The following is a 22,704-nucleotide window of genomic DNA, read 5'->3' as shown; positions in this document are numbered from 1 at the left end:
ATGGGAAAGGCTACCGGTTTCAAGGAATTCGATCGCCAGACCCCCGGCTATGAAAAGCCGGAAGAGCGGGTGAAGCACTATCGCGAGTTCACCAAGCCGCTCTCGGACGAGGAACTGGCCCGCCAGGGGGCGCGCTGCATGGATTGCGGCATTCCCTTCTGTCACCAGGGGTGCCCGGTCAACAACATCATTCCCGACTGGAATGATCTGGTGTACCGCAACCGCTGGAAGGAGGCCGCCGAGGTCCTGCATTCCACCAACAACTTCCCGGAATTCACCGGCCGCGTCTGCCCGGCGCCGTGCGAGGCGGCGTGTACGCTGAACATCACCGACAGCCCCGTGGCCATCAAGACCATCGAGCACGCGGTGGTGGAGCGCGCCTTCGCCGAGGGCTGGATGGTCCCCGATCTGCCTAAGCGCGAGACCGGCAAGATGGTGGCGGTGGTGGGCGGCGGTCCGGCCGGCATGGCCGCCGCGCAGCAATTGGCCCGCGCCGGCCATTCCGTCACCCTGTTCGAGAAGAACGCCAAGGTCGGCGGCCTGCTGCGCTACGGCATTCCCGACTTCAAGCTCGAAAAGGAGGTCATCGACCGCCGCGTGGCCCAGATGGAGGCCGAGGGCGTCGAGATCCGATGCAACACCCATGTGGGCGTCACCTTGCCCGTCAAGGACCTGCTGGACGGCTTCGACGCCGTGGTGCTGACCGGCGGTTCGGAAAAGCCCCGCGATCTGCCGGTTCCCGGCCGCGAGCTGAACGGCGTGCATTTCGCCATGGATTTCCTGACCCAGCAGAACCGCCGCGTCGCCGGCGAGACGGTGGGCGCCCTGGATATCCTCGCCAAGGGTAAGAAGGTGGTGGTCATCGGCGGCGGCGACACCGGCGCCGACTGCGTCGGCACCTCCAACCGCCACGGCGCCGCCTCGGTCACCCAGATCGAGATCATGCCCCGCCCGCCCGAGAAGGAAGACAAGGGCGTGTCCTGGCCGCTGTGGCCCAACCGCCTGCGGACCTCGTCCTCCCATGACGAGGGCTGCGATCGCCGCTGGTCGGTCAGCACCGTCCGCTTCACCGGCAAGGACGGCAAGGTGACCGGCCTGGATTGCACCCAGGTGGATGCCAAGTTCCAGCCTATCCCCGGCACCGAGTTCAAGCTCGACGCCGATCTGGTCCTGCTGGCCATGGGCTTCGTCCATCCCATCCATGAGGGGCTGGTGGACGGACTGGGCCTGGACAAGGATGTGCGCGGCAACGTCAAGGCCGACACCACCTCCTACCAGACCTCCAATCCCAAGGTCTTCGCCGCCGGCGACATCCGTCGCGGCCAGAGCCTGGTGGTCTGGGCCATCCGCGAGGGCCGTCAGGCCGCCCGCGCCGTGGACGCCTACCTCATGGGAAGCAGTGACCTGCCCATGTGCTGAATAGGCGAAGTTCTTCGAGGGGGCGCGGTCCTATAGGCTGCGCTCCCTCGAATGATTCTAGGGCTGTGTTCGCTGAGAAATTGGTTACTGTCACTAACAAAATCAGTAAAGCGATTGCTGTAAATCGAAAAATTAGAATACATGCCGGAAATTACATTAAATTATTCTCTTGAATTGTTAAGTTAACTGTAAGTTCTACCTTAAATTGCCGTCAATAGTATATGCATGCTGGATATGCGGGCGAACTTATTGACTAGTTCATAAGGTCGTCATAGAAGAGCCTCCGATGGAAGGGGTCCGTCTTCGCGGCAATCTTGGGGTAATCCGTTCATGTCGATCAGCAATTGGCGCTTCCGGGCCAAAATTCTTCTTATTGTTGTTTTGTCCCTCATCGGCATGGCGGCCATCATCACGGCGAATCTCGCCAATCTGCGCCAGGACCTGCTGTCGGCGCGACAGGTGAAGACCCAGCACGTGGTCGAGACCGCCCATAGCGTCATCGGGCACTACATCGCCCAGGCCAAGGCCGGGACCATGACCACCGAAGCGGCCCAGGCCGCCGCCATCGAGGCGGTCAAGGCCATGCGTTATGCCGGCACCGAGTATTTCTGGATCAACAGCATGGCTGGCAAGATGGTCGTCCATCCCATCCGTCCCGACATGCTGGGCAAGGATCTGATGGGGCTGAAGGATCCGGCCGGCAAGAATTTCTTTGCCGCGATGATCGATGTCGTGAACAAGGACAAGGCTGGCTTCGTCGACTACCTGTGGCCCAAGCCCGGCTTCGACCAGCCGGTGCCCAAGGTGTCCTACGTCAAGGGTATCGAGGACTGGGGCTGGCTGGTGGGCTCGGGCATCTATATCGACGACGTGGACGCCGCCTTCCGCGCCGAGGTTGCCAAGCTGGGCGGCATCACCGCCGGCGTGCTGGTGCTGGTGCTGCTGGTGTCGTGGTGGATCGGCAACAACGTGATCTCGGGTATGAACTCGGTCACCGGCGGCATCCGCAAGCTGGCCGAGGGCGACACCGCCGTCGAGATCCGGGGCGCCGAGCGCGGCGACGAGATCGGCGATCTGGTCCGCGCAGCCGAGGTGTTCCGCGAGCATTCCCTGGCCATGAAGCGCATGTCCGACGAACGGGCCGAGCAGCGCCGCCAGGCCGAGGCCGAGCGCCGTTCGACCCTGGAGACCCTGGCCGGCGAACTGGAGCGCGGCGTCAAGTCCACGGTGGTGACCGTCAACGAATCCGCCGGACGCATGCAATCCACCGCCAACGGCATGGCCGCTTCCATCGACCAGGCGTCGCAGGAAAGCCAGGCCGTCGCCGCCGCCGCCCAGCAGACCTCGTCCAACGTGGAGACGGTGGCCGCCGCCGCCGAGGAGCTTTCGGCCTCCATCCGCGGCATCGGCACCCAGGTCATGGAAAGCACCCAGATCGCCAGGGAGGCGGTGGACGCCGCCCACCGCACCGATTCCGTGGTGCGCGGCCTGTCGGAAGCCGCCGACCGCATCGGCGAGGTGGTGCGCCTGATCAACGACATCGCCGGCCAGACCAACCTGCTGGCCTTGAACGCCACCATCGAGGCCGCGCGGGCCGGCGAGGCGGGCAAGGGCTTCGCCGTGGTCGCCAACGAGGTCAAGCATCTGGCCAGCCAGACCGCCAAGGCCACCGACGAGATCGGCCAGCAGATCGCCTCGATCCAGTCCACCACCGCCGACGCGGTGAGCGCCATCGAAGGCATCGGCAAGACCATCGGCCGCATGGACGAGATCGCCACCGCCATCGCCGAGGCCGTGGACCAGCAGGGCGCCGCCACCCAGGAGATCGCCCGCAACGTCCACGAGGCGGCTGGAGGCGCGCAGGAAGTGTCGCGCCACATCTCCTCCATCAGCCGCACCGCCTCGGAAGCCGGAACCGCCGCCCGCGACCTGCTCGGCGCGGCCGCCGGCCTGGCCCGGGAATCCGAAACCCTGCGCAACGGCGTCGACCGCTTCCTGGGCGAAGTGCGGGCGATGTAGCGTCAGACTGCGGTGAGTGGAACTCATTGCAGTCTGATTAGGCCCAAGGGGCCGCTCGCCTTAGGGCGAGGGAGGCAAGGGCGCGGAGGCGCCCGCCCGCCGCTTGAGGGCAGCGTTGATCGATTTCGATCGGCCATTATTTAGGCGGCATCCTTGACCCGCCTCAAGGTCAGGCGACCGGCGATGGGGCACCATCCGCCGGTCGTTTTGCTTCAGGATGCTTGTTCATGGCCACGATTCCGCTGATGGAACCCGTCTACAAGGGCAACCAGGGTCCGGTGTTCTTCGCCGCCGGGTTCCGCCCCTTCTTCCTGTTCGCCGCCATCCAGGCGGCGGTGATGCTGCCCATGTGGCTGCTCGCCTTCGCCGGCATCCTGCCGGTGGGGCCCAACTGGAATCCGGTGGTCTGGCATTCCCACGCCATGGTGTTCGGCTTCGCCGGCGCGGCGGTGGGCGGCTTCCTGCTGACGGCGGTGCCCAACTGGACCAATTCCCACCATGTGTCGGGCAAGCCGCTGATGGCGCTGTTCGGTCTGTGGCTGGCCGGGCGGGTGGCCATCGCGCTGGCCGGCGTGCTGCCGCCGGTTCTGGTCGCCGTGCTCGATCTGGGCTTCCTGCCGCTGCTGGCCTTCCTGCTGGCCAAGCCGCTGATCGAGGCGGGCAAGTGGCGCAACATCGTCTTCCTGCCGATTCTCGGCGTGCTGTGGCTGGCCGGGCTGTGCGCCCATATCGAGGCCCTGACCGGCAAGGCGGTCGGCCTCAAGGGCGTGACGCTGGGCATCTTCGTCCTGCTGCTGATGATCGCCATCGTTGGCGGGCGTATCATTCCCTCCTTCACCCAGAACTGGCTGCGCATGCAGGGCCGCCCGGTGGACGTGGCGCCGGTGAGCTGGATCGAGCAGGGCGGGGCGGGGGCCATCGTCGCCCTGGCCGGCCTTGCCCAGGTGTTCCTGCCGTCCTCGCCGCTGGCCGGCGTGCTGCTGCTGGTCGCCGCCGCCATCCACGCCTGGCGGCTGTCGGGCTGGCACGGGCTCAAGACCGTGTCCAACCCCATCCTGGTGGTCCTGCACGTGGGCTATGCCTGGATGGTGCTGGGCTTCGCCCTGCTGGGCCTTTCGGCCTTCATCGAGCCGCTGCCGGCTTCGGCGGCGCTGCATGCGCTGACCGCCGGCTCGGTGGCCACCATGATCATGGCGGTGATGAGCCGCGCAGCCTTGGGCCATGCCGGCCATCCCCTGGTGGTGGCCAAGGCTACCGTCTGGGCCTATGGCCTGATCTCGGTGGGCGCCATGCTCCGCGTGGTGGCTCCGGTCATCCCCGACGGCATGATGGTGCTGACCATGGTCGGCGGCGGGCTGTGGAGCCTTGGCTGGATCCTCTACGTCGTGGTCTACTTCCCCATCTGCACCAAGCCGCGCGCCGACGGGCGGCCGGGGTAAGGCCCCTTCAAAGGGGGGCTGGTCCCGCCGGCCTCTCTTGAGGCCGGCTAGGCCCAAGGGGCCGCGCGGCTTATGCCGCGGGAGCCAAGCGTGCGGAGGCACGCGCCCGGCGCTTGAGGGGCGGCGAAGAATGGGGCAAACGGATGATTGTTCTCTTTACCGATTTTGGCATCCAGGGACCCTATCTCGGCCAGATGGAGATGGTCATCCGCCAGACCCTGCCGGCCGAACCGGTGGTCAACCTGATCGCCGACGCCCCTCGCTTCGACCCCAAGGCGTCCGCCTATCTGCTGGCCGCCCTGGCCCCTGGCATTCCCCGCCAGTCGGTGGTGCTGGCGGTGGTCGACCCCGGGGTGGGAGGCGAGCGCCGCCCGCTGGTGGTCGAGGCGGACGGCGTCCTTTATCTCGGTCCCGACAACGGCCTGTTCGAAATCCTGGCGCGCCGCGCCAGGATTTTCCGCGCCTGGGAGATCGTCTGGCGCCCGGACCGCCTGTCGGCCAGTTTCCACGGCCGCGACCTGTTCGCTCCCATGGCCGCCCGGCTGGCCGCCGGGCTGGGGCCCGAGGATTGCGGCTGCCGGCCGGTCGAGCCCTTGCGCCATGCCGACTGGCCCGACGATCTGGCCTCGGTCATCTATCATGACCATTACGGCAACGCCTGGACCGGCCTGCGCGCCGGGATTCTGGCCGGGGATGCCGTCCTGCGGGCGGGAGAGGGAGAATTCCGCCGGGCGCGGACCTTCTCGGACGTGCCGCCGGGAACGGGGTTTTGGTACGAGAATTCCTCGGGCCTGGCCGAAATCGCCGTCAATGGCGGAGCGGCATCCAGCCTTTCGGCCCTGGCCGTTGGAAGTATCGTCACAAATTAACTAACATTCTTTCTTATTTTTCGCCGTTTGTGTGACCAAATACATAGGAGTAGGGTGGCGCGCTGAGTACAATCGCGTGTCATGGGGCTTGACGCGGGAGTGATGGATGGCTTGTTCGGTGAAGTTTTGGGGGGTGCGTGGAAGCATCGCCTGTCCTTCGCCCGATCATGTGGTCTATGGCGGCAACACATCCTGCATCGCCGTCACCACCGAGGCTGGGACCGTGATCTTTGACGCCGGCACCGGTATCCGGGGCCTGGGGCGCGATATCGTCGGCCGCGGCCTGGGACAGGCCCAGCTGTTCTTCACCCATACCCATTGGGACCACATCAACGGCTTTCCCTTCTTCGCTCCGGCCTACAACCCGGCCTTTCGCCTGGAGGTCCACGGACCGAAGCAGGAGGGCAGCCCGCGCGGCATCCAGCACGTGCTGACCGGCCAGATGGAGACTCCCAATTTCCCGGTTCCCCTGGCCGCCATGCGCGGAATCGTCTCCTACGAGGATTTCGAGGTGGGCAGCGTCTTCACCCCCTTCGAAGGGGTGACCCTGCGGACCGCGCCGCTGAAGCATCCCAACGGAGCATGCGGCTACCGGCTGGAAACCGGCGGTGCCGCCATGGCCTACATCACCGACACCGAGCACACGCCCGGCACCTTCGACGAGAACGTGCTGTTCCTGATGAAGGGCGCCGACCTGGTGGTCTACGACTGCACCTATACCGACGCCGAATTTCCTTCCAAGGTCGGCTGGGGGCATTCCACCTGGCAGGAAGGCATCCGTCTGGCCCGGGCGGCGGGCGCCAAGCGGCTGGCCATCTTCCACCACGATCCCGAACATACGGACGACGTCATGGCCGGCATCGAGGCCGAGGCGCTTGATACCTGGGACGGCGTGGTGGTCGCCCGCGACAATATGGAAATCGTGCTCTGAGGCTGAAGGCCTAGAGTTTGCGGTGTCCGTCGGTACCCATCACCGTCTTCAGGCCGACATTGTGGGCGTCGCCTTCTTCCACGATATGGTCGTGGCGCTTGTCCTTGGCACGGTTGCCGATCTCGGCCAGTTCGGCCACGGCCTTCTCCACCTTGTCCAGCGCCGCCTGGATATCGTTGGCCAGGGGCCGGTCGTCCATCAGGTTGGCGTAGCGGTGGATGTTGAAGGCGAAGTGGCGGATCAGCTTGATATTGTCGCGGAAGCTTCTGGGCCGGCGCACGAAGATGCGGTGCGAGGTGCGGATGTTCTTGATGAACATGTTGACCAGGGCGCGGACGAACTTGTCCGTGGCTTCCAGCTTGCGGTTGAAGATGGCCTGGGGCACCCGGGTGACGGAGCAGTCGGTGGCGGCGATGGCGGTGGCCATGCGCTCGGACGAGTCGATTACCGCCATCTCGCCGAAGATTTCGCCCGGCCGGATGGTGTCCAGCTCCACCCGCTGGCTTTCGACCTGCTGGTAGATCATCACCTTACCCTTTTCCAGGATATAGGCGGCGTCGCCGGGCTCGCCCTGGCGGAACAGGACGGCTCCCGCCGCGACGGCGAGCTTTTCCATCTTGGGTTCGCCCACCTTGGGCAGGGGGGCGAGGGGGGCGCTGATCTCGTTCATGAGGGCGAATGTGCTGGATTTTGCGCCGCACCGCAACGGGCGAGGCGCAACGAAGTGTGACGTCACCCGCCGCCGAAGATGATTCCTTGAGCCAGCGGCAGATCGTTCCCGTAATTGATGGTGTTGGTGGCGCGGCGCATATAGGCTTTCCAGGCATCGGAGCCGGATTCGCGTCCGCCGCCGGTCTCCTTCTCGCCACCGAAGGCGCCGCCGATCTCGGCGCCGGAGGGGCCGATATTGACGTTACTGATACCGCAATCGCTGCCCGAGGCGGCCAGGAAGGTCTCGGCCTCGCCCAACTCGCGGGTGAAGATGGACGAGGCCAGCCCCTGGGACACGCCGTTGTTCAAGGCGATGGCCTCGCCCAGGTCGTCATAGGCCATGACGTAGAGGATCGGCGCGAAGGTTTCGCTGCGCACCAGTTCGGTCTGCCGTTTGATTTCGACCAGGGCGGGGCGGACATAGAAGGCGCCGTTCCAGCCGTTCACCGCGATCCGCTCGCCGCCGTGGACGATGGCCCCGGACGCCTCGGCCCTCGCCAGGGCGTGGCGCATGGCCTGATAGGCGCCGCCATCGATCAGCGGCCCCACCAGGGTGGCGGGCTCGCGGGGATCGCCCACAGGCGTGCGGCCATAGGCGGCCTTCAGGCGCTCGACCAGAGGCTCCTTGATCGAGCGGTGGACGATCAGGCGCCGCAGGGTGGTGCAGCGCTGGCCGGCGGTGCCGGCGGCGGCGAACAGCACGGCGCGCTCCGCCAGGTCCAGATCCGCCGAGGGGCAGATGATGGCGGCATTGTTGCCGCCCAGTTCCAGCAGCGATCGGCCCAGCCGGCGGGCGACGCGGGGCGCCAGCGCCTTGCCCATGGCGGTGGAGCCGGTGGCCGAGACCAGGGGAATGGCCTTGTGGTCGGCCAGGGCGCGGGCATGGTCGCGGCCGCCGATCACCACCTGCGACAGGCCGTTCGGAATCTCGCCGAAACGCCGGGCGGCGCCCGTCAACAACGCGTTGACGGCCAGAGCGGTCAACGGCGTCTTTTCCGAGGGCTTCCAGATCACCGGATCGCCGCAGACCAGGGCCAGGGCGGCGTTCCAGGCCCAGACGGCGGCAGGGAAGTTGAAGGCGGTGATCACCGCCGCCGGCCCCAGCGGGTGCCACGTCTCCATCATGCGGTGACGGGGGCGTTCGGTGGCGATGGTCAGTCCGTAGAGCTGACGCGACAGGCCGACCGCGAAGTCGCAGATGTCGATCATTTCCTGCACTTCGCCCAGCCCCTCCTGAAGGATCTTGCCGCTTTCCAGGGTGATCAGCAGGCCGAGATCAGGCTTGGCGCGTCGCAATTCTTCCCCGAACAGGCGGATCAGTTCGCCCCGGCGCGGAGCGGGAATCTCGCGCCACTGCCGGAAGGCTTCGGTCGAGGCGTCAACCATGCCGTTGACGTCGCCGGTGGGCTGGACGCAGGCCATGACCTCGCCATCGACGGGCGAGCGGACATCCAGTCCACCGCTCGGCATATCAAGGCCCAGGCGGGCCAGCAGGTCGGAGACGTCCATGGGGCCTCCTTTACGATTTGCCTGCCTTCTCCCGAATGGCCGACAGCGTGGTGCGGGTGGTGATGGCCTCGGGATCGAGGACCAGATGCAGCAGGGCCAGACGCCCGGCGGCCAGGGCCTGCTCGAAGGCGGGGGCGAAGTCCTCGGTGCGCTCCACCCTTGCCGTCCAGGCGCCGTAGGCGGCGGCCAGGGCGGCGAAATCGGGATTGGCCAGGTCGGTGGCCAGCGTCCGGCCGGGATGGGACGCTTCCTGATGCATGCGGATGGTGCCGTACATGCCGTTGTCGACGACCAGCACCACGGGCGACAGGTTGTGCAGCTTGGCGGTGGCCAGTTCCTGGGCGGTCATCAGGAAGCAGCCGTCGCCGGCGAAGGCCAGCACGGTGCGGTCAGGGTACAGCGACTTGGCGGCCAGGGCGGCGGGCAGGCCATAGCCCATGGAGCCGTTGGCCGGCGCCAGCTGGCCGGGATAATGGCGGAAGCGGTGGAAGCGCTGGGGCCAGCCGGTGTAATTGCCGGCCCCGGTGCAGATGATGGCGTCACCGGGCAGCCGCGCCTCGATCTCGCCCATCACAAGCCCCATGTCCAGCGCCCCGGGGCAGGGGTTGGGCACCCGGTTGGCCAGGTGGTCGGCGCGCACCGCTTGCGTCCAGGCCGCCCACGGCCTGGACGCCGGGGCTTCCAGGGCGGCGGCGCGCCGGGCGAAGGGCAGCATGGCGGAGGTGATGGCGAGATGGGGGCGGAAGACCCGGCCCAGTTCCTCGGCCTCGGGGAAGACGTGGACCAGGGTCTGCTTCGGGTTGGGCGCTTCGATCAGGCTGTAGCCCGCCGTATCGATGTCGCCGAGGCGCGTTCCCACCGCCAGGATGAGGTCGGCTTCACGCACCCGTGCTCCCAGGCTGGGCGCCATGGAATAGCCCAGTTCGCCCCCATAGCAGGGCGATTCGTTGTCGACGATGTCCTGGCGGCGGAAACAGGCGGCCACCGGCAGGTTCCAGCCTTCCGCGAAGCGGGTGATCAGCTGGGCGGCCTCTGGCGTCCAGCCGCCGCCGCCCACCAGCATCAGCGGGCGTTGGGCTGCCCTCAGCAAGTCCACCATCTTGTCCAGGCGGCAGGGGCCGGGATGGGGCAGGGCCGGGGGCAGGCGCTCCACGTCGGCTACGTCGGCGCGCTCGGCCAGCATGTCCTCGGGCAGGATCAGCACCGCCGGGCCGGGGCGGCCACCGGTGGCGGCTGCGAAGGCGCGGGCCACCGCCTCGGGCAGGCGGTCGGGCGAGGTGATCTCCTCCACCCTTTTGGCCAGCGGCCGGAACATCTGGGCCAGTTCCACCTCCTGGAAGGCCTCGCGGCCCCGGATGGGCCGGTCCACCTGGCCGATCAGCAGCACCATGGGGGTGGAATCCTGGAAGGCGGTATGCACGCCCACCGAGGCGTGGGTAGCGCCGGGACCGCGCCCGACGATGCACACGCCGGGCCGCCCCGTCAGCTTGCCGTGGGCTTCGGCGGCATAAGCCGCTCCGCCCTCATGGCGGAAGGCCAGGACCTTGAGCCGGTCGCGGCGGTCCCAGGCGGCGTCGAGGAAGGGCAGGAAGCTTTCGCCGGGCACGCAGGTCACGGTGTCGGCTCCCTGGCCGATCAGGGAATCGGCGAGAATTTCGCCGCCGGTACGGGATGCGGGGCCGGATCGGGACATGGAACTCTCCCACATGTCTTGAAAGTGGCTGTGACGGAGCGGACGGACAAGATAGGCTGTAGGCGGCCGGTCCGTCCATGGACGGCGTGGAGAAATGATGGCCACCGATTGGCTTGAACTGGGGCGGAAGCTGGAACGGGCGAGCGGGGCCGAGCCCGAGCTCGACCGCTTGCTGGCGGATGCGTTCGGCGTGGCGGCGGCGGCCTTCACCGCCTCGGTCCCCGATTGCCGCGCCCTGGCCGAGACCGTTCTGCCGGGCATGAAACTGCATCTGGGCTACGGGGCCAGCGGGCTGTTCCCCTACGCCTCCCTGGCGGGCGAGGGGTTGCACGTCATCTCCGAGGCGCCCACCGTGCCCCTGGCCGTCCTCAGGTCGGTTGTGGCGGCACAAACAGCCCGAGCGCGGCCAGAGCCGCCTGCAGCCTGATTCCATCCCGGTCACCGTCGAAGCGATGCTCGGCGTGCCGGGTGGCTTCGCCGCGCCGCGCCAGGGCGAAATGGACCAGCCCCACCGGCTTGTCCGCCGAACCGCCGCCCGGCCCGGCGATGCCGGTCACCGCCACGGCGGCATGGGCGCGGGAGTGGGCCAGGGCGCCTTCCGCCATGGCGACGGCCACCTCGCGGCTGACCGCGCCATGGGTTTCAATCAAGTCGGGCGGAACTCCCAACATCTCGGCCTTGGCTTCGTTGGAATAGGTGACGAAGCCCCTGTCCACCACCCTGGAGGAACCGGAAATCGCGGTGAGCGCCGCCGCCACCAGCCCGCCGGTGCAGGATTCCGCGGTGGCGACGCGTTCGCCCCGCTCTTCGGCATGGCGCAGAACCTGGGCGGCCAGGTCGGTCAGGCCGGAAGGCAGCATCACCAACTCCGCACGTGGTTGAGGATGGACAGAATCCCAATTCCGTACAATCCAGCCAGAATGTCGTCGAGCATGATGCCCAGCCCGCCGCCCACCTGGCGGTCGGCCCAGCGCACCGGCCAGGGCTTCCAGATGTCGAACAGGCGGAACAGGAAGAAGGCGGCCAGATAGGAGACGGGGTCCAGCGGCGCGGCCAGCAGCACCAGCCACTGCCCGGCCACCTCGTCGATCACCACCTCGCCGGGATCTTCGGCGCCGGTGCGCGCCACATAGACCGACGACGCCCACCAGCCGATGGCGAAGCAGGCCACGGTGGCGGCCAGCAGGACCACCGGGCCACCGGCGGCCATCAATGCCCAGGCGAAGGGCAGGGCGGCGGCCGAGCCCCAGGTTCCCGGCACCTTGGGCAGCAGGCCGGCGCCGAACCAGGTGGATGCCAGGGTGGCGGGGTGCAGGACTGAAATGCCGGTACGGCAACGGAACAACGGCGGCCTCCTTGGAAGGCGCACACCATACCATCCAGGCGGCCGGCGGCAAGGCGGATCCAAAGGGCATAATGCATAAAGTATCTGGTTGGGCCGGGAGATGAGGTCCGTCACATATGGAGATGATTGCGTCACAATATTCAACTTGAGCGGGACTAGACAGATTCTGGTGATTGTGTGAGACTCTGTGGCATTCCAAGGGATTTTATTGGTATCAACAAATTAGTTGGTCTGGTCTTACTGACATCCTGGCCTATGCGTAAGGGTGGGGTTTGACCTTATTGTTTGCTGAGCTTCTTCATCGCAGAGGCGGGAATGGCTAGGCCTCAAGGGTCAGGGCGGATTGGCGGACGCAGCCTCATGGTGAGGCTTGTGTTTTTTGGCATGGCCGCCTGCATCGCCCTCTGGGCCATTCTCGAACTCTTGCATCAAAGGAAACTCGCCGGCTTGGTGGATGCCATGCTGATGGAGCGCCTGGAGCAGAAGGCCGGCCGCGACGCCGTGCGTATCGAGGCGATGCTGCAATCCCATCAGGCCCTGGCCAATCTGGTCGGCCGTCTGGAAGGCGTCGGCGCCAACGGCGAACCCAACTGGCTGCCGGGCCGCGACGAGACCGGCGCGTTTCCCCCCGTGAACATCCTTGCCGCCATGCAATCCGGCCAGGTCCGGATGTGGCCGCTGGAGGGGCGGGCGATCCCCCCCGGGCTGGCCGAGATGCTTTCCAACCTGCCGCCGGGGCGGGTTCAGCGCATCGCCTCCCTCGAATCCGGCGCCGTGGTGATTTCTGCCGCCCCCCTGACCGGGGAAGGGACGCGGCGGCTGGCGGTGGTGTCGGTGGTCGACGACGGCTTCCTGCAGGCGACCATGGGGGCCTATCTGGATCGCGGCTTCTCCATGGTGGCCAGCGAACCGGCCGGCGGCCGGGTGATCGCCCGCGCCGGGGCTCAGGACAGCGCCCCCTCCCAGGCCCCCCTGGTCTTGAGCGATTGGCAGGCCAATTTCCTGGTCGCCGGAGGCCGTGTGTTCGGGGCGGGCGACGGGTTTGCCGGGCTGGCCTTCTCCACCTTGCTGCCGCGCGACCGCCAGAAGGTGATGAGCGAGCCGCTGATCGCCCTGGAACGCTCCAACCGGACCATCATGGGCGTGGGCCTGAGTTCGCTGTTCTTCGCCGCCCTGGTTTACGTGGCCTGGAGCATCCGCAGGTCGGCCCGGCGGGTCGCCGCCATGACCCATCAGGTGTTCGGCACCGAGAGCAAGGTGGCCGACGTCGACGAACTGGCTCATCTGGAGACCGAGGTCGAGAATCTGGTGTCCGAGGTGGAGCGTTCGCGTCAGGCGCTGCGCGGCGAGGAGGAGGCGCGGATCGCCCTTCTCACCGAGCAGATGGCGTTGTCCACCGAGAACGAGCGCCTGCGGCTGCTGCAGGCGGTGACCGACATCATGGGAATCGGCGTCATCCGCATCACCGACGCGGGGCCGCAGGCCGAGAACGGCGTCATGCGCGGTTTCGCCGAGGCGGCCGGGGGGCTGGAGCCCTTCCTGCAGGCCCGTACCAGCGGCAGCGACGAGGTGCGCATCGGACAAGGCGCCGATTTACGTATTTTCGAAACCATGCTGGCGCGCACCGTCGATGCCGGGCTGATCCTGGTGGAGGATGCCACCGCCCGGCGCAAGGCCGAGGAATCCATCGCCATCTTCGCCCAGTTCCCCTCCCAGGACCCCAATCCGGTGCTGCGCGTCACCGGAGATGGCGTGGTGACCCATGCCAATCAGTCGGCGTCGCGACTGCTGGAATTCTGGGGTATCGACCTGGGCGGCGTGCTGCCCGACGACTGGAAGGTCAGCATCGCCGATGCCCTGCAAGGCGGCGTGCAGTCGGAAATGGAGGTCACCGTCCGCGACCGCATCCTGTCGCTGGTCTTCGTGCCGCTGCCGGGCGTGGGCGTGGTCAACGTCTATGGCAGCGACATCACCGGCCGCATCGCCGCCGAGCGTCTGCTGCACATGGTCAACGAAAGCCTGGAACGCCGCGTCCACCAGCGGACCGAGGCGCTGAAGGCGGAAATCGCCGAACATATCCGCGCCGAGCGTGAACTGGTCGCCGCCAAGGAGCAGGCCGATCTGGCCAACCGCGCCAAGACCGAGTTCCTGGCCAATGTCAGCCACGAATTGCGCACGCCGCTCAACGCCGTCATCGGCTTTTCCGAGGTGATGGCGTCCGAGATGTTCGGCCCCCTGGGCTCGGCCCGCTACAGCGGCTATGTCAACGACATCCTGGCGTCCGGCCGCCATCTCCTGGCGGTGATCAACGATATCCTCGACATCGCCAAGATCGAGGCCGGCCAGATGGAATTCGACATGTCCATGGTGGAGCCGGCCGAGGTGGTGGCCGCCGCCGTGCGCATCGTCGAAAGCCGCGCCGACGCCGGCGGCCTGTTCCTCGGCACCCATGTGGGCGACGACGTTCCCGCCATGTGGGCCGACCGCCGGCGGTTGCTGCAGATTCTGGTCAACCTGCTGTCCAACGCCGTCAAGTTCACTCCCGAAGGCGGCAGCGTCGAGGTCACGGTCGAGGTGATGGGCGACGAGGTGGGCTTCACCGTCGCCGACACCGGCATCGGCATGAGCGACGACGAGGTGGTGGTGGCCATGCTGCCCTTCCGCCAGGTGGACGGCAGCCTGTCGCGGCGTTACGACGGCACCGGTCTGGGCCTGCCGCTGGTGCGGGCCTTCGTCGAACTGCATGGTGGCCACATGGATATCGCCAGCCGCAAGGGGGCGGGGACCAAGGTGACCGTGCGCCTGCCGCTTGGCCCCTATCCAGACCGCTCCGGACAGTTCCAGAACGCCGGGGAGTAGGCGAAGTCAGCTGTAGCGCTCTTCCTTCCACGGGTCGCCTTCGCCGTGATAGCCGCGCAATTCCCAGTATCCGGGAGTGTCGCGGTCGGAAAAGGTGATGTGGCGCAGCCACTTGGCGCTTTTCCAGAAATACAGCTTGGGGATCATTGCGCGGACCGGCCCGCCATGCTCGCGCGAAAGCCTTTGCCCCTGCCAGGAATGGGCCAGCAGCACGTCGTCGTCGGCGAACCGGGACAGGGGAATGTTGGTGGTGTAGCCGTCGAAGCTGCGCAGCAGCAGGAAGCGCGCCTCCTTGCGCGGCCGGACAATCTTCAAGAGGTGCTGCGCCGCCACGCCGACCCAGGCATTGTCGTAGCGCGACCAGGTGGTGACGCAATGGATGTCGGTGACCAGCTCGGTCTGCGGCTGGGCCATGAAGGTCTCCCAGTCCCAGCGGATGGGGTTTTCCACCATGCCGCCGACGCTCAAAGACCAATCGCGGGTGGAAAGGTTGGGCTGGTCGCCCAGGTCGAGGACGGGAAAGTCGAAGGTCTCGCGCTGGCCGGGAGGCAGGCGCCGGGCGGCGGGTGCGGCCTTTTCACCCGTCAGGCCACGACCATCGCGGGCCCATTTCTCCTTGGCGGCGATCAGTTTGTCCTTGTCGGTCATGGCGTATCTCCGGGCGTATTGCCGAAGAGATGGGGATTCAGCCCTTGTCGCGCATCAGGCGGGCCTTGTCGCGGTTCCAGTCCCGCTCCTTGATGGCCTCGCGCTTGTCGTGCAGCTTCTTGCCCTTGGCCAGGCCCAGCTGCACCTTGGCGATGCCCCTTTGGCCGAAATGGATGTCCAGCGGCACCAGGGTCATGCCGTCCTTGGTGATGGCGCTCATCAGCTTGGCCATCTCGCGCTTGTGCAGCAGCAGCTTTCTCGGCCGCCGCGTCTCGTGCGGGAAGGGCATCTTGGACTGGTATTCGGGGATATAGGCGTTGAACAGGTACAGCTCGCCCTGCATGGGGCCGGCAAAGGCTTCGTTGATGTTGCCTTTGCCGACCCTGAGCGACTTGACCTCGGTGCCCACCAGCATGATGCCGGCTTCCACCTCGCTGATGATGAAGTATTCGTGGCGCGCCCGGCGGTTCTGAGCGGCGACGTGGCCGGGAAGCACCATGATTCCTTACCTTGCCAGGACTAGATCAGGCCGGCGGCCTTCATGGCCGCCTCGACCCGGTGACGGGCGTTCTCGCTGGCGGCGACCAGCGGCAGGCGCACGTCGGGAGTGGACTTGCCCAGCAGGCTGGCGGCGTATTTTACCGGCGCCGGGCTGGTCTCGCAGAACAGGGCGTCATGCAGCGGCATGAGCTTCTTGTTCAGCTCGTTGCAGGTGGCCAGATCGCCCTTGGCCCAGGCGTTCTGCATCTGCGCGCACAGCTTGGGCGCGATGTTCGAGGTCACCGAGATGCAGCCCACGCCGCCCTGGGCGTTGAAGGCGATGGCGGTGGCGTCCTCGCCCGACAGCTGGCACAGCCGGTCGCCCAGCGCGGCGCGGATGCGCAGCGGACGGGCCAGGTCGGCGGTGGCGTCCTTGATGCCGGCGATGTTGGGCAGCGCCGACAGACGCACGAAGGTCTCGACGCTGATGTCGATCACCGAGCGGCCGGGGATGTTGTAGACGATGATGGGGATGTCCACCGCCTTGGCGATGGCCTCGAAATGGCGGAACAGGCCTTCCTGGGTCGGCTTGTTGTAATAGGGCGCCACCACCAGGGCCGCGTCGGCACCGGCCTGCTTGGCGTGCCGGGTCAGCGCGATGGCCTCGTCGGTGGAGTTGGAGCCGGTGCCGGCGATGACCGGGACCTTGCCCTTGGCCACTTCCAGGCACAGTTCCACCACGCGATGGTGCTCGTCGTGCGACAGGGTGGGCGACTCGCCGGTGGTGCCGCAGGGGACGACCGCATGGGTGCCCTCGGCGATCTGCCAGGCGACCAGATCCTGGAACGCTTTCTCATTCACCTTTCCATTGAGGAAGGGAGTGATGAGAGCGGTGATGGATCCCTTGAACATGGCAGTCTTCCCGGATGGGCGGTTGATGGAACACGGGACATTAGCGGCAAGCGCGGCCGGGGGCAAGACGACCATGCGCGTCTCATGACAGTCATGAGGCGAAGATGGATTGGCAATGTAAATTAGATATGTCTAAATCATGCCGGGATTACGCATAATTTCCCGGAAGGTCGTATCCATGAAGTTTGTCGCCCTGCTGCGCTCTCACCCACGGCTGGCCGCGAGTTTGGCGGTTGTTCTTGCCGCCCTTGCCTTTGGCCGGATGGTTCTGGGCGGCGTCGCGGTCGAGGTGGCGGTTGTGTCCCGCGACGTCCCCATCCGCGTCTACGGGCTGGGGACCATCGAGGCCAAGGTCGCTTCCAAGATCGGCTTCGCCGTGGCGGGAACCTTGGCCGAGCTGCGGGCCGATGCCGGGGACGGCGTGGTCAAGGGACAGGTCCTGGCCCGGCTGGACGATGCGGAACAGCGGGCCAAGGTGGCCGCCGCCCGCGCCCAATACGACAAGGCCCTGGCCCAGTCCACCTCGGCGCGGGCGGTCGTCGCCAAGGCGGCGGCCAACCGGGCGCAGAAGGAAAAGGTCAGCCAGCGGCGCAAGTCCCTGGTGGCCTCGGGGACCATCAGCGAGGAGACCTTCGGAGACGCCCAGGCGGCGGCGGTCAGCGCCGGCGCCGACGCCCAGGCCGCCAATGCCGAGGTGTCCCTGGCGCTGGCTACCCTGGCCGACGCCCGCGCCCAGCTGGAGCTCAACGAGGTGCTGCTGGCCCGCCATACCCTGGCCGCGCCCTATGACGGCCGGATTTCGCTGCGTTCGCGGGAACTGGGCAGCGTGGTGGCGCCGGGCGAGGGGGTGTTCACCCTGTTCGATCCCGAAACCGTCTGGGTCCTGTCCTATGTGGACGAAACCCAGGCCGGCGGCGTGGCCGTGGGCCAAGAGGCCGAGGTGCGGCTGCGCTCGGCCCCGGCCAAGCGCTTTGCCGGTCAGGTGGTGCGCATCGACATCGAGAGCGACCGCACCACCGAGGAGCGGAAGATCTATATCGCCTGCCGCGATTGCCCCCAGAATCTGGGCGAACAGGCCGAAGTGGTCATCGACGCCGCCCGGCTGGACAACGCCATCCTGGCGCCCATTTCGGCGATTCAAGGGTTCGACGGCCGCCAGGGTCTGGCCTGGGTGGTGGAGAACGGCCGTCTGGCGCGGCGGACGCTGTCCTTCGGTCGCCGCACCCTGGACGGACGTCTGGAGGTGATCGGCGGCCTGTCCGACGGAATCCGGGTGGTGACGCGGCTGACCGCCGGGCTGGCCGAAGGACTTTCGGCCCGCATGAGCGATGCCGCGCCATGAACCTTGCCCTGCGTGACATCCGGCACAAGCTGGGACGCTTTTTGCTGACCTGCCTGGGGCTGGCCCTGCTGCTGGGCGTGGTGCTGTCCATGATCGGCATCTATCGCGGTCTGGTCGAGGACGCCCTGTCCCTGGTGCGCGCCCCCGCCGCCGACCTCTGGGTGGTGGAGGCGGGGTCCAGGGGGCCGTTCGCCGAGGCCTCGCGCATGCCCGGCGACACCCGCGAGATGGTGGCCCGCGTTCCCGGCGTGGCTGATGCCGGTTCGGTCACCTATCAGACGGTGGAAACGGCCCATGGGGACCGCAAGCTGCGCCTGCAGGTGGTCGGCTACGAGCCCGGCCGCATGGGCGGCCCGGCCGGCATCGAAGCGGGGCGCGCCATCGCCGTCCGCCATGGCGAGGCGGTGGCCGACCGCCGCGCCGGCCTGGCGCTGGGAGAGCACCTGCGCCTGGGCCGCGACGAGTATCTGATCGTCGGGCTGACCCGCAATCACGTCTCCACCGGCGGCGATCCCGTGCTGTTCCTCAGCCTGCGGGACGCCCAGGATCTGCAATTCCTGCCCAAGCCGGCCACCTATCGCCGCGATCAGGCGCGCGGCGCGCCGCCGCCGGCCCTGGACACCATCAATGCCGTGGTGGCGCGGCTGGATTCCGGCATGTCCGCCGATCGGGTGGCCCACGAGATCTGGCGCTGGAAGCATCTGGGAACCGCCACGCAAGGACAGCAGGAATCCATCCTGGTGGAATCCGTGGTGGAGAAGGCGCGCCGCCAGATCGGCCTGTTCACCGCCATCCTGATGGTGGTGTCGGCGGTGGTGATCGCGCTGATCATCTACACCATGACCATGGACAAGACCCGCGAGATCGCCACCCTGAAGCTGATCGGCGCGCCCGACCGCACCATCGTCGGCCTGATCCTGCAGCAGGCCCTGGCCATGGGGCTGATCGGCTTTTCCATGGGGGCGATTCTTGTCAACCTTGTGGCTGACAGGTTTCCCCGCCGGGTGGTGCTGCAAGCCGAGGACGCCTTGATGCTGGCCGGTCTGGTGCTGGTGGTCTGCGTCCTGTCCAGTGGCCTGGGCGTGAGGCTGGCGCTTCGGATCGAGCCGGCGGCGGCATTGGGGGGATGATCATGAACGCTGCGCGTCCCCTGGCGGAACTGACGGGAATCGCCAAGCATTTCGGCGAGGGAAGCTCGCGGGTCGACGCCCTGCGCGGCGTCGACCTGTCTTTGTATCCCGGCGAGGTGGTGGGGCTGCTCGGCCCCAGCGGTTCGGGCAAGAGCACTTTGCTCAACATCATCGGCTGCGTGATCGAGCCCAGCGCCGGGCGGATGGTTCTGGACGGGGCGGCGGTCTATGACGGAGCCTGGACGGGCGGCGACCTGCGCCGCCTGCGCCTGGACAAGATCGGCTTCATCTTCCAGTTCCATAATCTGTTGCCCTTCCTCGACAGCCGCGACAACGTGGCCGTGGTGCTGGAACTGGCCGGGCGGGACCGGCGCGAGGCGCAGATCCGCGCCGACGAGTTGCTGGACTACCTGGAGGTGGGCGCGCGCGCGCAGGCGGTTCCGGCCCAGCTGTCGGGCGGCGAGGCCCAGCGGGTGGCCATCGCCCGCGCCCTGGCCAACAATCCCAGGCTGATCCTGGCCGACGAACCGACCGCCGCGCTGGATTCCCAGCGCGCCGCCATCGTCATGGACCTGCTGATCAAGGTGGCCCGCGAACAGCGGGCGGCCGTTCTGGTGGTCAGCCATGACGAGAAGATCTACGACCGCTTCGACCGGATGGTGCGGGTACGCGATGGGGTGCTCGAGAGCGGTTCGGCTTGAAAGCCCTTGGGAGTGCCCTCTAGAATACGGGCCCCGCTGAACGATCCCACTGGATGCGTCCGTTGAAGGTTCTGTCCGTCCTCGTCCTTGCCGCGCTTGTCGCCATCGGTTCGTTCCAGCCGGCCCAGGCCGAGGGGGATTCCGCCCTGACCCGGCAGGTGATCGCCGCCGCCAAGCGCGACCATTTCGACGAGGCCGCCCGCCTGGCCCGGCAGTCCCATTCCAAGGTTCTGCCCCGCCTGGTCACCTGGATGGCCTATGTCTCGGGCCGTTCGGGGGCCGAGTTCGCCCAGCTGGCCGCCTTCATCCACGCCAATCCCGAATGGCCGATGATGAGCCAGATGACCAAGCGGGCCGAGGAATCCATCACCGCCGCCACGCCCACCGCCCAGGTGCTGGCCTGGTTCGATTCGCATCCGCCCACCACCGCCGACGGCGGCCAGGCCTATGCCCGGGCCCTGTTCGCCGCCGGCCGGGGCGAGCAGGCGGTGCAGGTGATCCGCGACACCTGGGTCACCTTGAGTTTCGGGGCCTTGCAGGAAAAGCAGTATCTCAGCCATTTCGGCGAGCATCTGCGCTACGAGGACCACTGGCGCCGTCTTGACCGCCTGCTGTGGGACCGGCAGGAAGCCTCGGTCCAGCGGATGATCATGAAGGTGGATGCCGGCCACCGCGCCGTGGCCCAGGCCCGCCTCGCCCTGCAGGCGGGCAAGTCCAATCCCGAGCCGTTGATTGCGGCCGTTCCCGCCTCGTTGCGCGACGACCCCGGCCTGATCTACGAGCGGGTGCGCTGGCGTCGCCAGAAGGACATGGACGAGGAGGCGCTGGATCTCCTGGCCCATCCGTCGCGCAACAAGATCCGTCCCGACCTGTGGTGGCAGGAACGCGCTATCCTGGCGCGGCGCGCCCTGCAGAAGGGGCTGGTGTCCAAGGCCTATCAGGCCGCCGCCGATCACGGGCTGGAGGGCGGCACCCAGTACGTGGACGCCGAATTCCTGGCCGGCTGGGTGGCGCTGCGCTTCCTCGACGACAAGACCACCGCCATCCACCATTTCACCCGCCTGCACGAATGGGCCAGCCATCCCATCTCGCGGGCCCGCGCCGCCTACTGGGCCGGGCGCGCCTTCGAGGCGGCGGGGGACGCCAAGGCGCGGGACTGGTTTACCCGGGCGGCGCGCTATTCCACCACCTATTACGGCCAGCTGGGGGCCTCCAAGCTGGGCGACCAGCATTGGCCGCTGCCCGACGAGCCGCAGCCGACGCCCGAGGACGTGGCGCGGTTCGAGGCCCGCGACGTGGTCGCCGCCGCCCGGCTGCTGATGCAGGTGGGCGAGAACGATCTGCTGCGTTCCTTCTTCATCCGCCTCAACGACACCGTCCAGACCCCGGGCGAGCGTACCCTGGTGGCCGGGCTGGCCAGCCGCACCGGACGCCACGACCTGGGGCTGACGGTGGCGCGCCGGTCGGACCGCGAAGGCGTCACCCTGGTCCAGGCCGGCTGGCCGGTCCCTGCGCTCCAGGCCGACGAGACCAATCCGGAAAAGGCCCTGGTGCTGGCGGTGATCCGCCAGGAAAGCGGCTTCGTCGCCGATATCGAGTCGCCGGCCGGGGCCAAGGGATTCATGCAGCTGCTGCCGTCCACCGCCTCCAAGGTGGCCAAGTCCATGGGCCTCAAATACCACGTCAAGAAGCTGGACGACCCCAACTTCAACGTGGCGGTGGGCTCGGCCTATCTGCGCGATCTGGTCGGCGATTTCGAGGGCTCGTACATTCTGGCCCTGGCCTCGTACAATGCCGGGCCGAGCCGCGCCCGGCGTTGGATCCGCGAATACGGCGACCCCCGCGACATGAACGTGGACGTGGTCGACTGGGTCGAGATGATTCCGTTCAGCGAGACCCGCAACTACGTGCAGCGGGTAATGGAAAGCGTCGCGGTCTACCGCCGCCGCCTGGGCAAGCATGTGGGCCCCACCCTGGAGGCCGATCTCAAGCGCTGGGCGCGGCGCACGGCGGAGGCCCGTCCGTGACCCTTCGCCAGGCCAAGGTCTGCGTCTTCGACGCCTATGGAACCCTGTTCGACATCACAGGGATCGCCCGGTCGGCGCGCGGTGAGCTGGGCGACAAGGCGGACGTGCTGCTGCGGGTATGGCGCCGTCGCCAGCTGGAGCTGAGCTGGCTGCCGCTCCGGGCCGGCGTGTCGGCCGATTTCTGGCGGGTGACCGACGAAGCCCTGGATTTCGCCATGGAAACCTTGAAGCTGGAGGATAACGGCCTGCGGCACCGGCTGATGGAAGGATGGCTGAAGCCGGACCTTTATCCCGAGGTGGTCGAATCCCTGGCCCGCCTGCGGGAAATGGGCTACCGCTCGGCCATTCTGTCCAACGGGACGGTTCGCATGCTCGAGGCGGGGACGGCCGGGTTGAGGACTCATCTCGACGCGGTGCTGTCGGCCCAGTCGGTCCAGCGCTTCAAACCGGATCCGCTGGTCTATCAACTGGCGGCGACCCATTTCGGCGTGACGCCGGAAAGCGTATGCTTCGTATCGGCCAATGCCTGGGACGTCAGCGGCGCCGCCGCTTTCGGCTTTCAGGTGGTGTGGATCAACCGCGACAACGTTCCGCCGGAGAAATTGCCGTTGGGAACCAAGGCGACGGTGGCCGATCTGACCGAGCTGCCGGCAATTCTGGGAGACTGAGC

General features: G+C 67.3%; 20 protein-coding genes. 12 read left to right on the top strand and 8 right to left on the bottom strand.

Annotation, left to right across the window (positions count from 1 at the left end; translation table 11 throughout):
* The 5 genes from XM1_RS15300 (at nucleotide 1) to XM1_RS15280 (ending at nucleotide 6,677) form a co-directional block, all read left to right on the top strand.
* Entirely contained in the window at nucleotides 1-1,419 is a 1,419-nt protein-coding gene (locus XM1_RS15300) for a glutamate synthase subunit beta (RefSeq protein WP_068434937.1), read from the top strand.
* Between the two features lie 330 nt (nucleotides 1,420-1,749).
* Complete coding sequence (locus XM1_RS15295) at nucleotides 1,750-3,438, top strand: methyl-accepting chemotaxis protein (protein ID WP_082700547.1); 1,689 nt, start codon at nucleotides 1,750-1,752, stop codon at nucleotides 3,436-3,438.
* A 227-nt stretch (nucleotides 3,439-3,665) separates the two neighbouring features.
* Nucleotides 3,666-4,877, top strand: a complete 1,212-nt coding sequence (locus tag XM1_RS15290) for an NnrS family protein (protein WP_068434936.1) — start codon at nucleotides 3,666-3,668, stop codon at nucleotides 4,875-4,877.
* Between the two features lie 143 nt (nucleotides 4,878-5,020).
* Nucleotides 5,021-5,746: an S-adenosyl-l-methionine hydroxide adenosyltransferase family protein gene (locus XM1_RS15285; RefSeq protein WP_068434934.1), complete on the top strand. Its 726-nt coding sequence runs from the start codon at nucleotides 5,021-5,023 to the stop codon at nucleotides 5,744-5,746.
* Between the two features lie 106 nt (nucleotides 5,747-5,852).
* Nucleotides 5,853-6,677, top strand: a complete 825-nt coding sequence (locus XM1_RS15280; protein WP_068434932.1) for an MBL fold metallo-hydrolase — start codon at nucleotides 5,853-5,855, stop codon at nucleotides 6,675-6,677.
* 10 nt (nucleotides 6,678-6,687) lie between these two features.
* On the opposite strand, the gene XM1_RS15275 is transcribed toward XM1_RS15280, so the two are convergent.
* From XM1_RS15275 to XM1_RS15265, 3 genes are all read right to left on the bottom strand, one after another.
* Nucleotides 6,688-7,347, bottom strand: a complete 660-nt coding sequence (locus XM1_RS15275) for a cyclic nucleotide-binding domain-containing protein (protein WP_068434931.1) — start codon at nucleotides 7,345-7,347, stop codon at nucleotides 6,688-6,690.
* 62 nt (nucleotides 7,348-7,409) lie between these two features.
* On the bottom strand, nucleotides 7,410-8,897 hold the full coding sequence (locus XM1_RS15270) for an aldehyde dehydrogenase family protein (protein WP_068434929.1): 1,488 nt from the start codon (nucleotides 8,895-8,897) through the stop codon (nucleotides 7,410-7,412).
* 10 nt (nucleotides 8,898-8,907) lie between these two features.
* Nucleotides 8,908-10,590: a thiamine pyrophosphate-binding protein gene (locus tag XM1_RS15265; protein ID WP_068434927.1), complete on the bottom strand. Its 1,683-nt coding sequence runs from the start codon at nucleotides 10,588-10,590 to the stop codon at nucleotides 8,908-8,910.
* Nucleotides 10,591-10,687: 97 nt separating this feature from the next.
* On the opposite strand from XM1_RS15265, the gene XM1_RS15260 reads away from it, so the two are divergent.
* Nucleotides 10,688-11,017 (top strand): hypothetical protein, encoded by a 330-nt coding sequence (locus XM1_RS15260; RefSeq protein ID WP_231920537.1) that lies wholly within the window; start codon nucleotides 10,688-10,690, stop codon nucleotides 11,015-11,017.
* On the opposite strand, the gene XM1_RS15255 is transcribed toward XM1_RS15260, so the two are convergent.
* Together XM1_RS15255 and XM1_RS15250 are read right to left on the bottom strand one after the other, a co-directional pair.
* Complete coding sequence (locus XM1_RS15255) at nucleotides 10,959-11,450, bottom strand: CinA family protein (RefSeq protein WP_156428755.1); 492 nt, start codon at nucleotides 11,448-11,450, stop codon at nucleotides 10,959-10,961. The genes XM1_RS15260 and XM1_RS15255 overlap by 59 nt on opposite strands.
* A complete protein-coding gene (locus XM1_RS15250) occupies nucleotides 11,450-11,935 on the bottom strand; it encodes a phosphatidylglycerophosphatase A (protein ID WP_156428754.1) in 486 nt (161 codons plus the stop codon). Before XM1_RS15250 ends, XM1_RS15255 begins: the two co-directional genes overlap by 1 nt.
* Before the next feature lie 459 nt (nucleotides 11,936-12,394).
* On the opposite strand from XM1_RS15250, the gene XM1_RS15245 reads away from it, so the two are divergent.
* The gene (locus XM1_RS15245) at nucleotides 12,395-14,794 is read left to right on the top strand and encodes a HAMP domain-containing sensor histidine kinase (protein ID WP_231920536.1); all 2,400 of its coding nucleotides are present in this window, start codon (nucleotides 12,395-12,397) and stop codon (nucleotides 14,792-14,794) included.
* Nucleotides 14,795-14,800: 6 nt separating this feature from the next.
* Here the strand turns inward: XM1_RS15245 and XM1_RS15240 are convergent, their stop codons facing one another.
* From XM1_RS15240 to dapA, 3 genes are read right to left on the bottom strand one after another with little or no spacing between them, the layout of a single operon-like run.
* Nucleotides 14,801-15,442 (bottom strand): sulfite oxidase-like oxidoreductase, encoded by a 642-nt coding sequence (locus tag XM1_RS15240; protein ID WP_068434922.1) that lies wholly within the window; start codon nucleotides 15,440-15,442, stop codon nucleotides 14,801-14,803.
* Nucleotides 15,443-15,479: 37 nt separating this feature from the next.
* Complete coding sequence (smpB, locus tag XM1_RS15235; RefSeq protein WP_068434920.1) at nucleotides 15,480-15,941, bottom strand: SsrA-binding protein SmpB; 462 nt, start codon at nucleotides 15,939-15,941, stop codon at nucleotides 15,480-15,482.
* A 20-nt stretch (nucleotides 15,942-15,961) separates the two neighbouring features.
* Nucleotides 15,962-16,834: a 4-hydroxy-tetrahydrodipicolinate synthase gene (gene dapA, locus XM1_RS15230; RefSeq protein ID WP_068434918.1), complete on the bottom strand. Its 873-nt coding sequence runs from the start codon at nucleotides 16,832-16,834 to the stop codon at nucleotides 15,962-15,964.
* 178 nt (nucleotides 16,835-17,012) lie between these two features.
* Here dapA and XM1_RS15225 point away from each other — a divergent pair, with 178 nt between their 5' ends.
* The 5 genes from XM1_RS15225 (at nucleotide 17,013) to XM1_RS15205 (ending at nucleotide 22,702) form a co-directional block, all read left to right on the top strand.
* The gene (locus XM1_RS15225) at nucleotides 17,013-18,176 is read left to right on the top strand and encodes an efflux RND transporter periplasmic adaptor subunit (RefSeq protein ID WP_068434916.1); all 1,164 of its coding nucleotides are present in this window, start codon (nucleotides 17,013-17,015) and stop codon (nucleotides 18,174-18,176) included.
* Complete coding sequence (locus XM1_RS15220) at nucleotides 18,173-19,306, top strand: FtsX-like permease family protein (protein ID WP_068434915.1); 1,134 nt, start codon at nucleotides 18,173-18,175, stop codon at nucleotides 19,304-19,306. Before XM1_RS15225 ends, XM1_RS15220 begins: the two co-directional genes overlap by 4 nt.
* 2 nt (nucleotides 19,307-19,308) lie before the next feature.
* The gene (locus tag XM1_RS15215) at nucleotides 19,309-20,007 is read left to right on the top strand and encodes an ABC transporter ATP-binding protein (protein ID WP_068437894.1); all 699 of its coding nucleotides are present in this window, start codon (nucleotides 19,309-19,311) and stop codon (nucleotides 20,005-20,007) included.
* A 62-nt stretch (nucleotides 20,008-20,069) separates the two neighbouring features.
* Entirely contained in the window at nucleotides 20,070-22,034 is a 1,965-nt protein-coding gene (locus XM1_RS15210) for a lytic transglycosylase domain-containing protein (protein ID WP_156428753.1), read from the top strand.
* On the top strand, nucleotides 22,031-22,702 hold the full coding sequence (locus XM1_RS15205; RefSeq protein WP_068434913.1) for a haloacid dehalogenase type II: 672 nt from the start codon (nucleotides 22,031-22,033) through the stop codon (nucleotides 22,700-22,702). The genes XM1_RS15210 and XM1_RS15205 overlap by 4 nt, the downstream gene beginning before the upstream one ends.
* The last annotated feature ends 2 nt before the right edge of the window (nucleotides 22,703-22,704 follow it).

It is taken from the genome of Magnetospirillum sp. XM-1, from assembly GCF_001511835.1.
Classification (GTDB): domain Bacteria; phylum Pseudomonadota; class Alphaproteobacteria; order Rhodospirillales; family Magnetospirillaceae; genus Phaeospirillum.
This window is presented reverse-complemented; position numbering and strand designations above follow the sequence as displayed.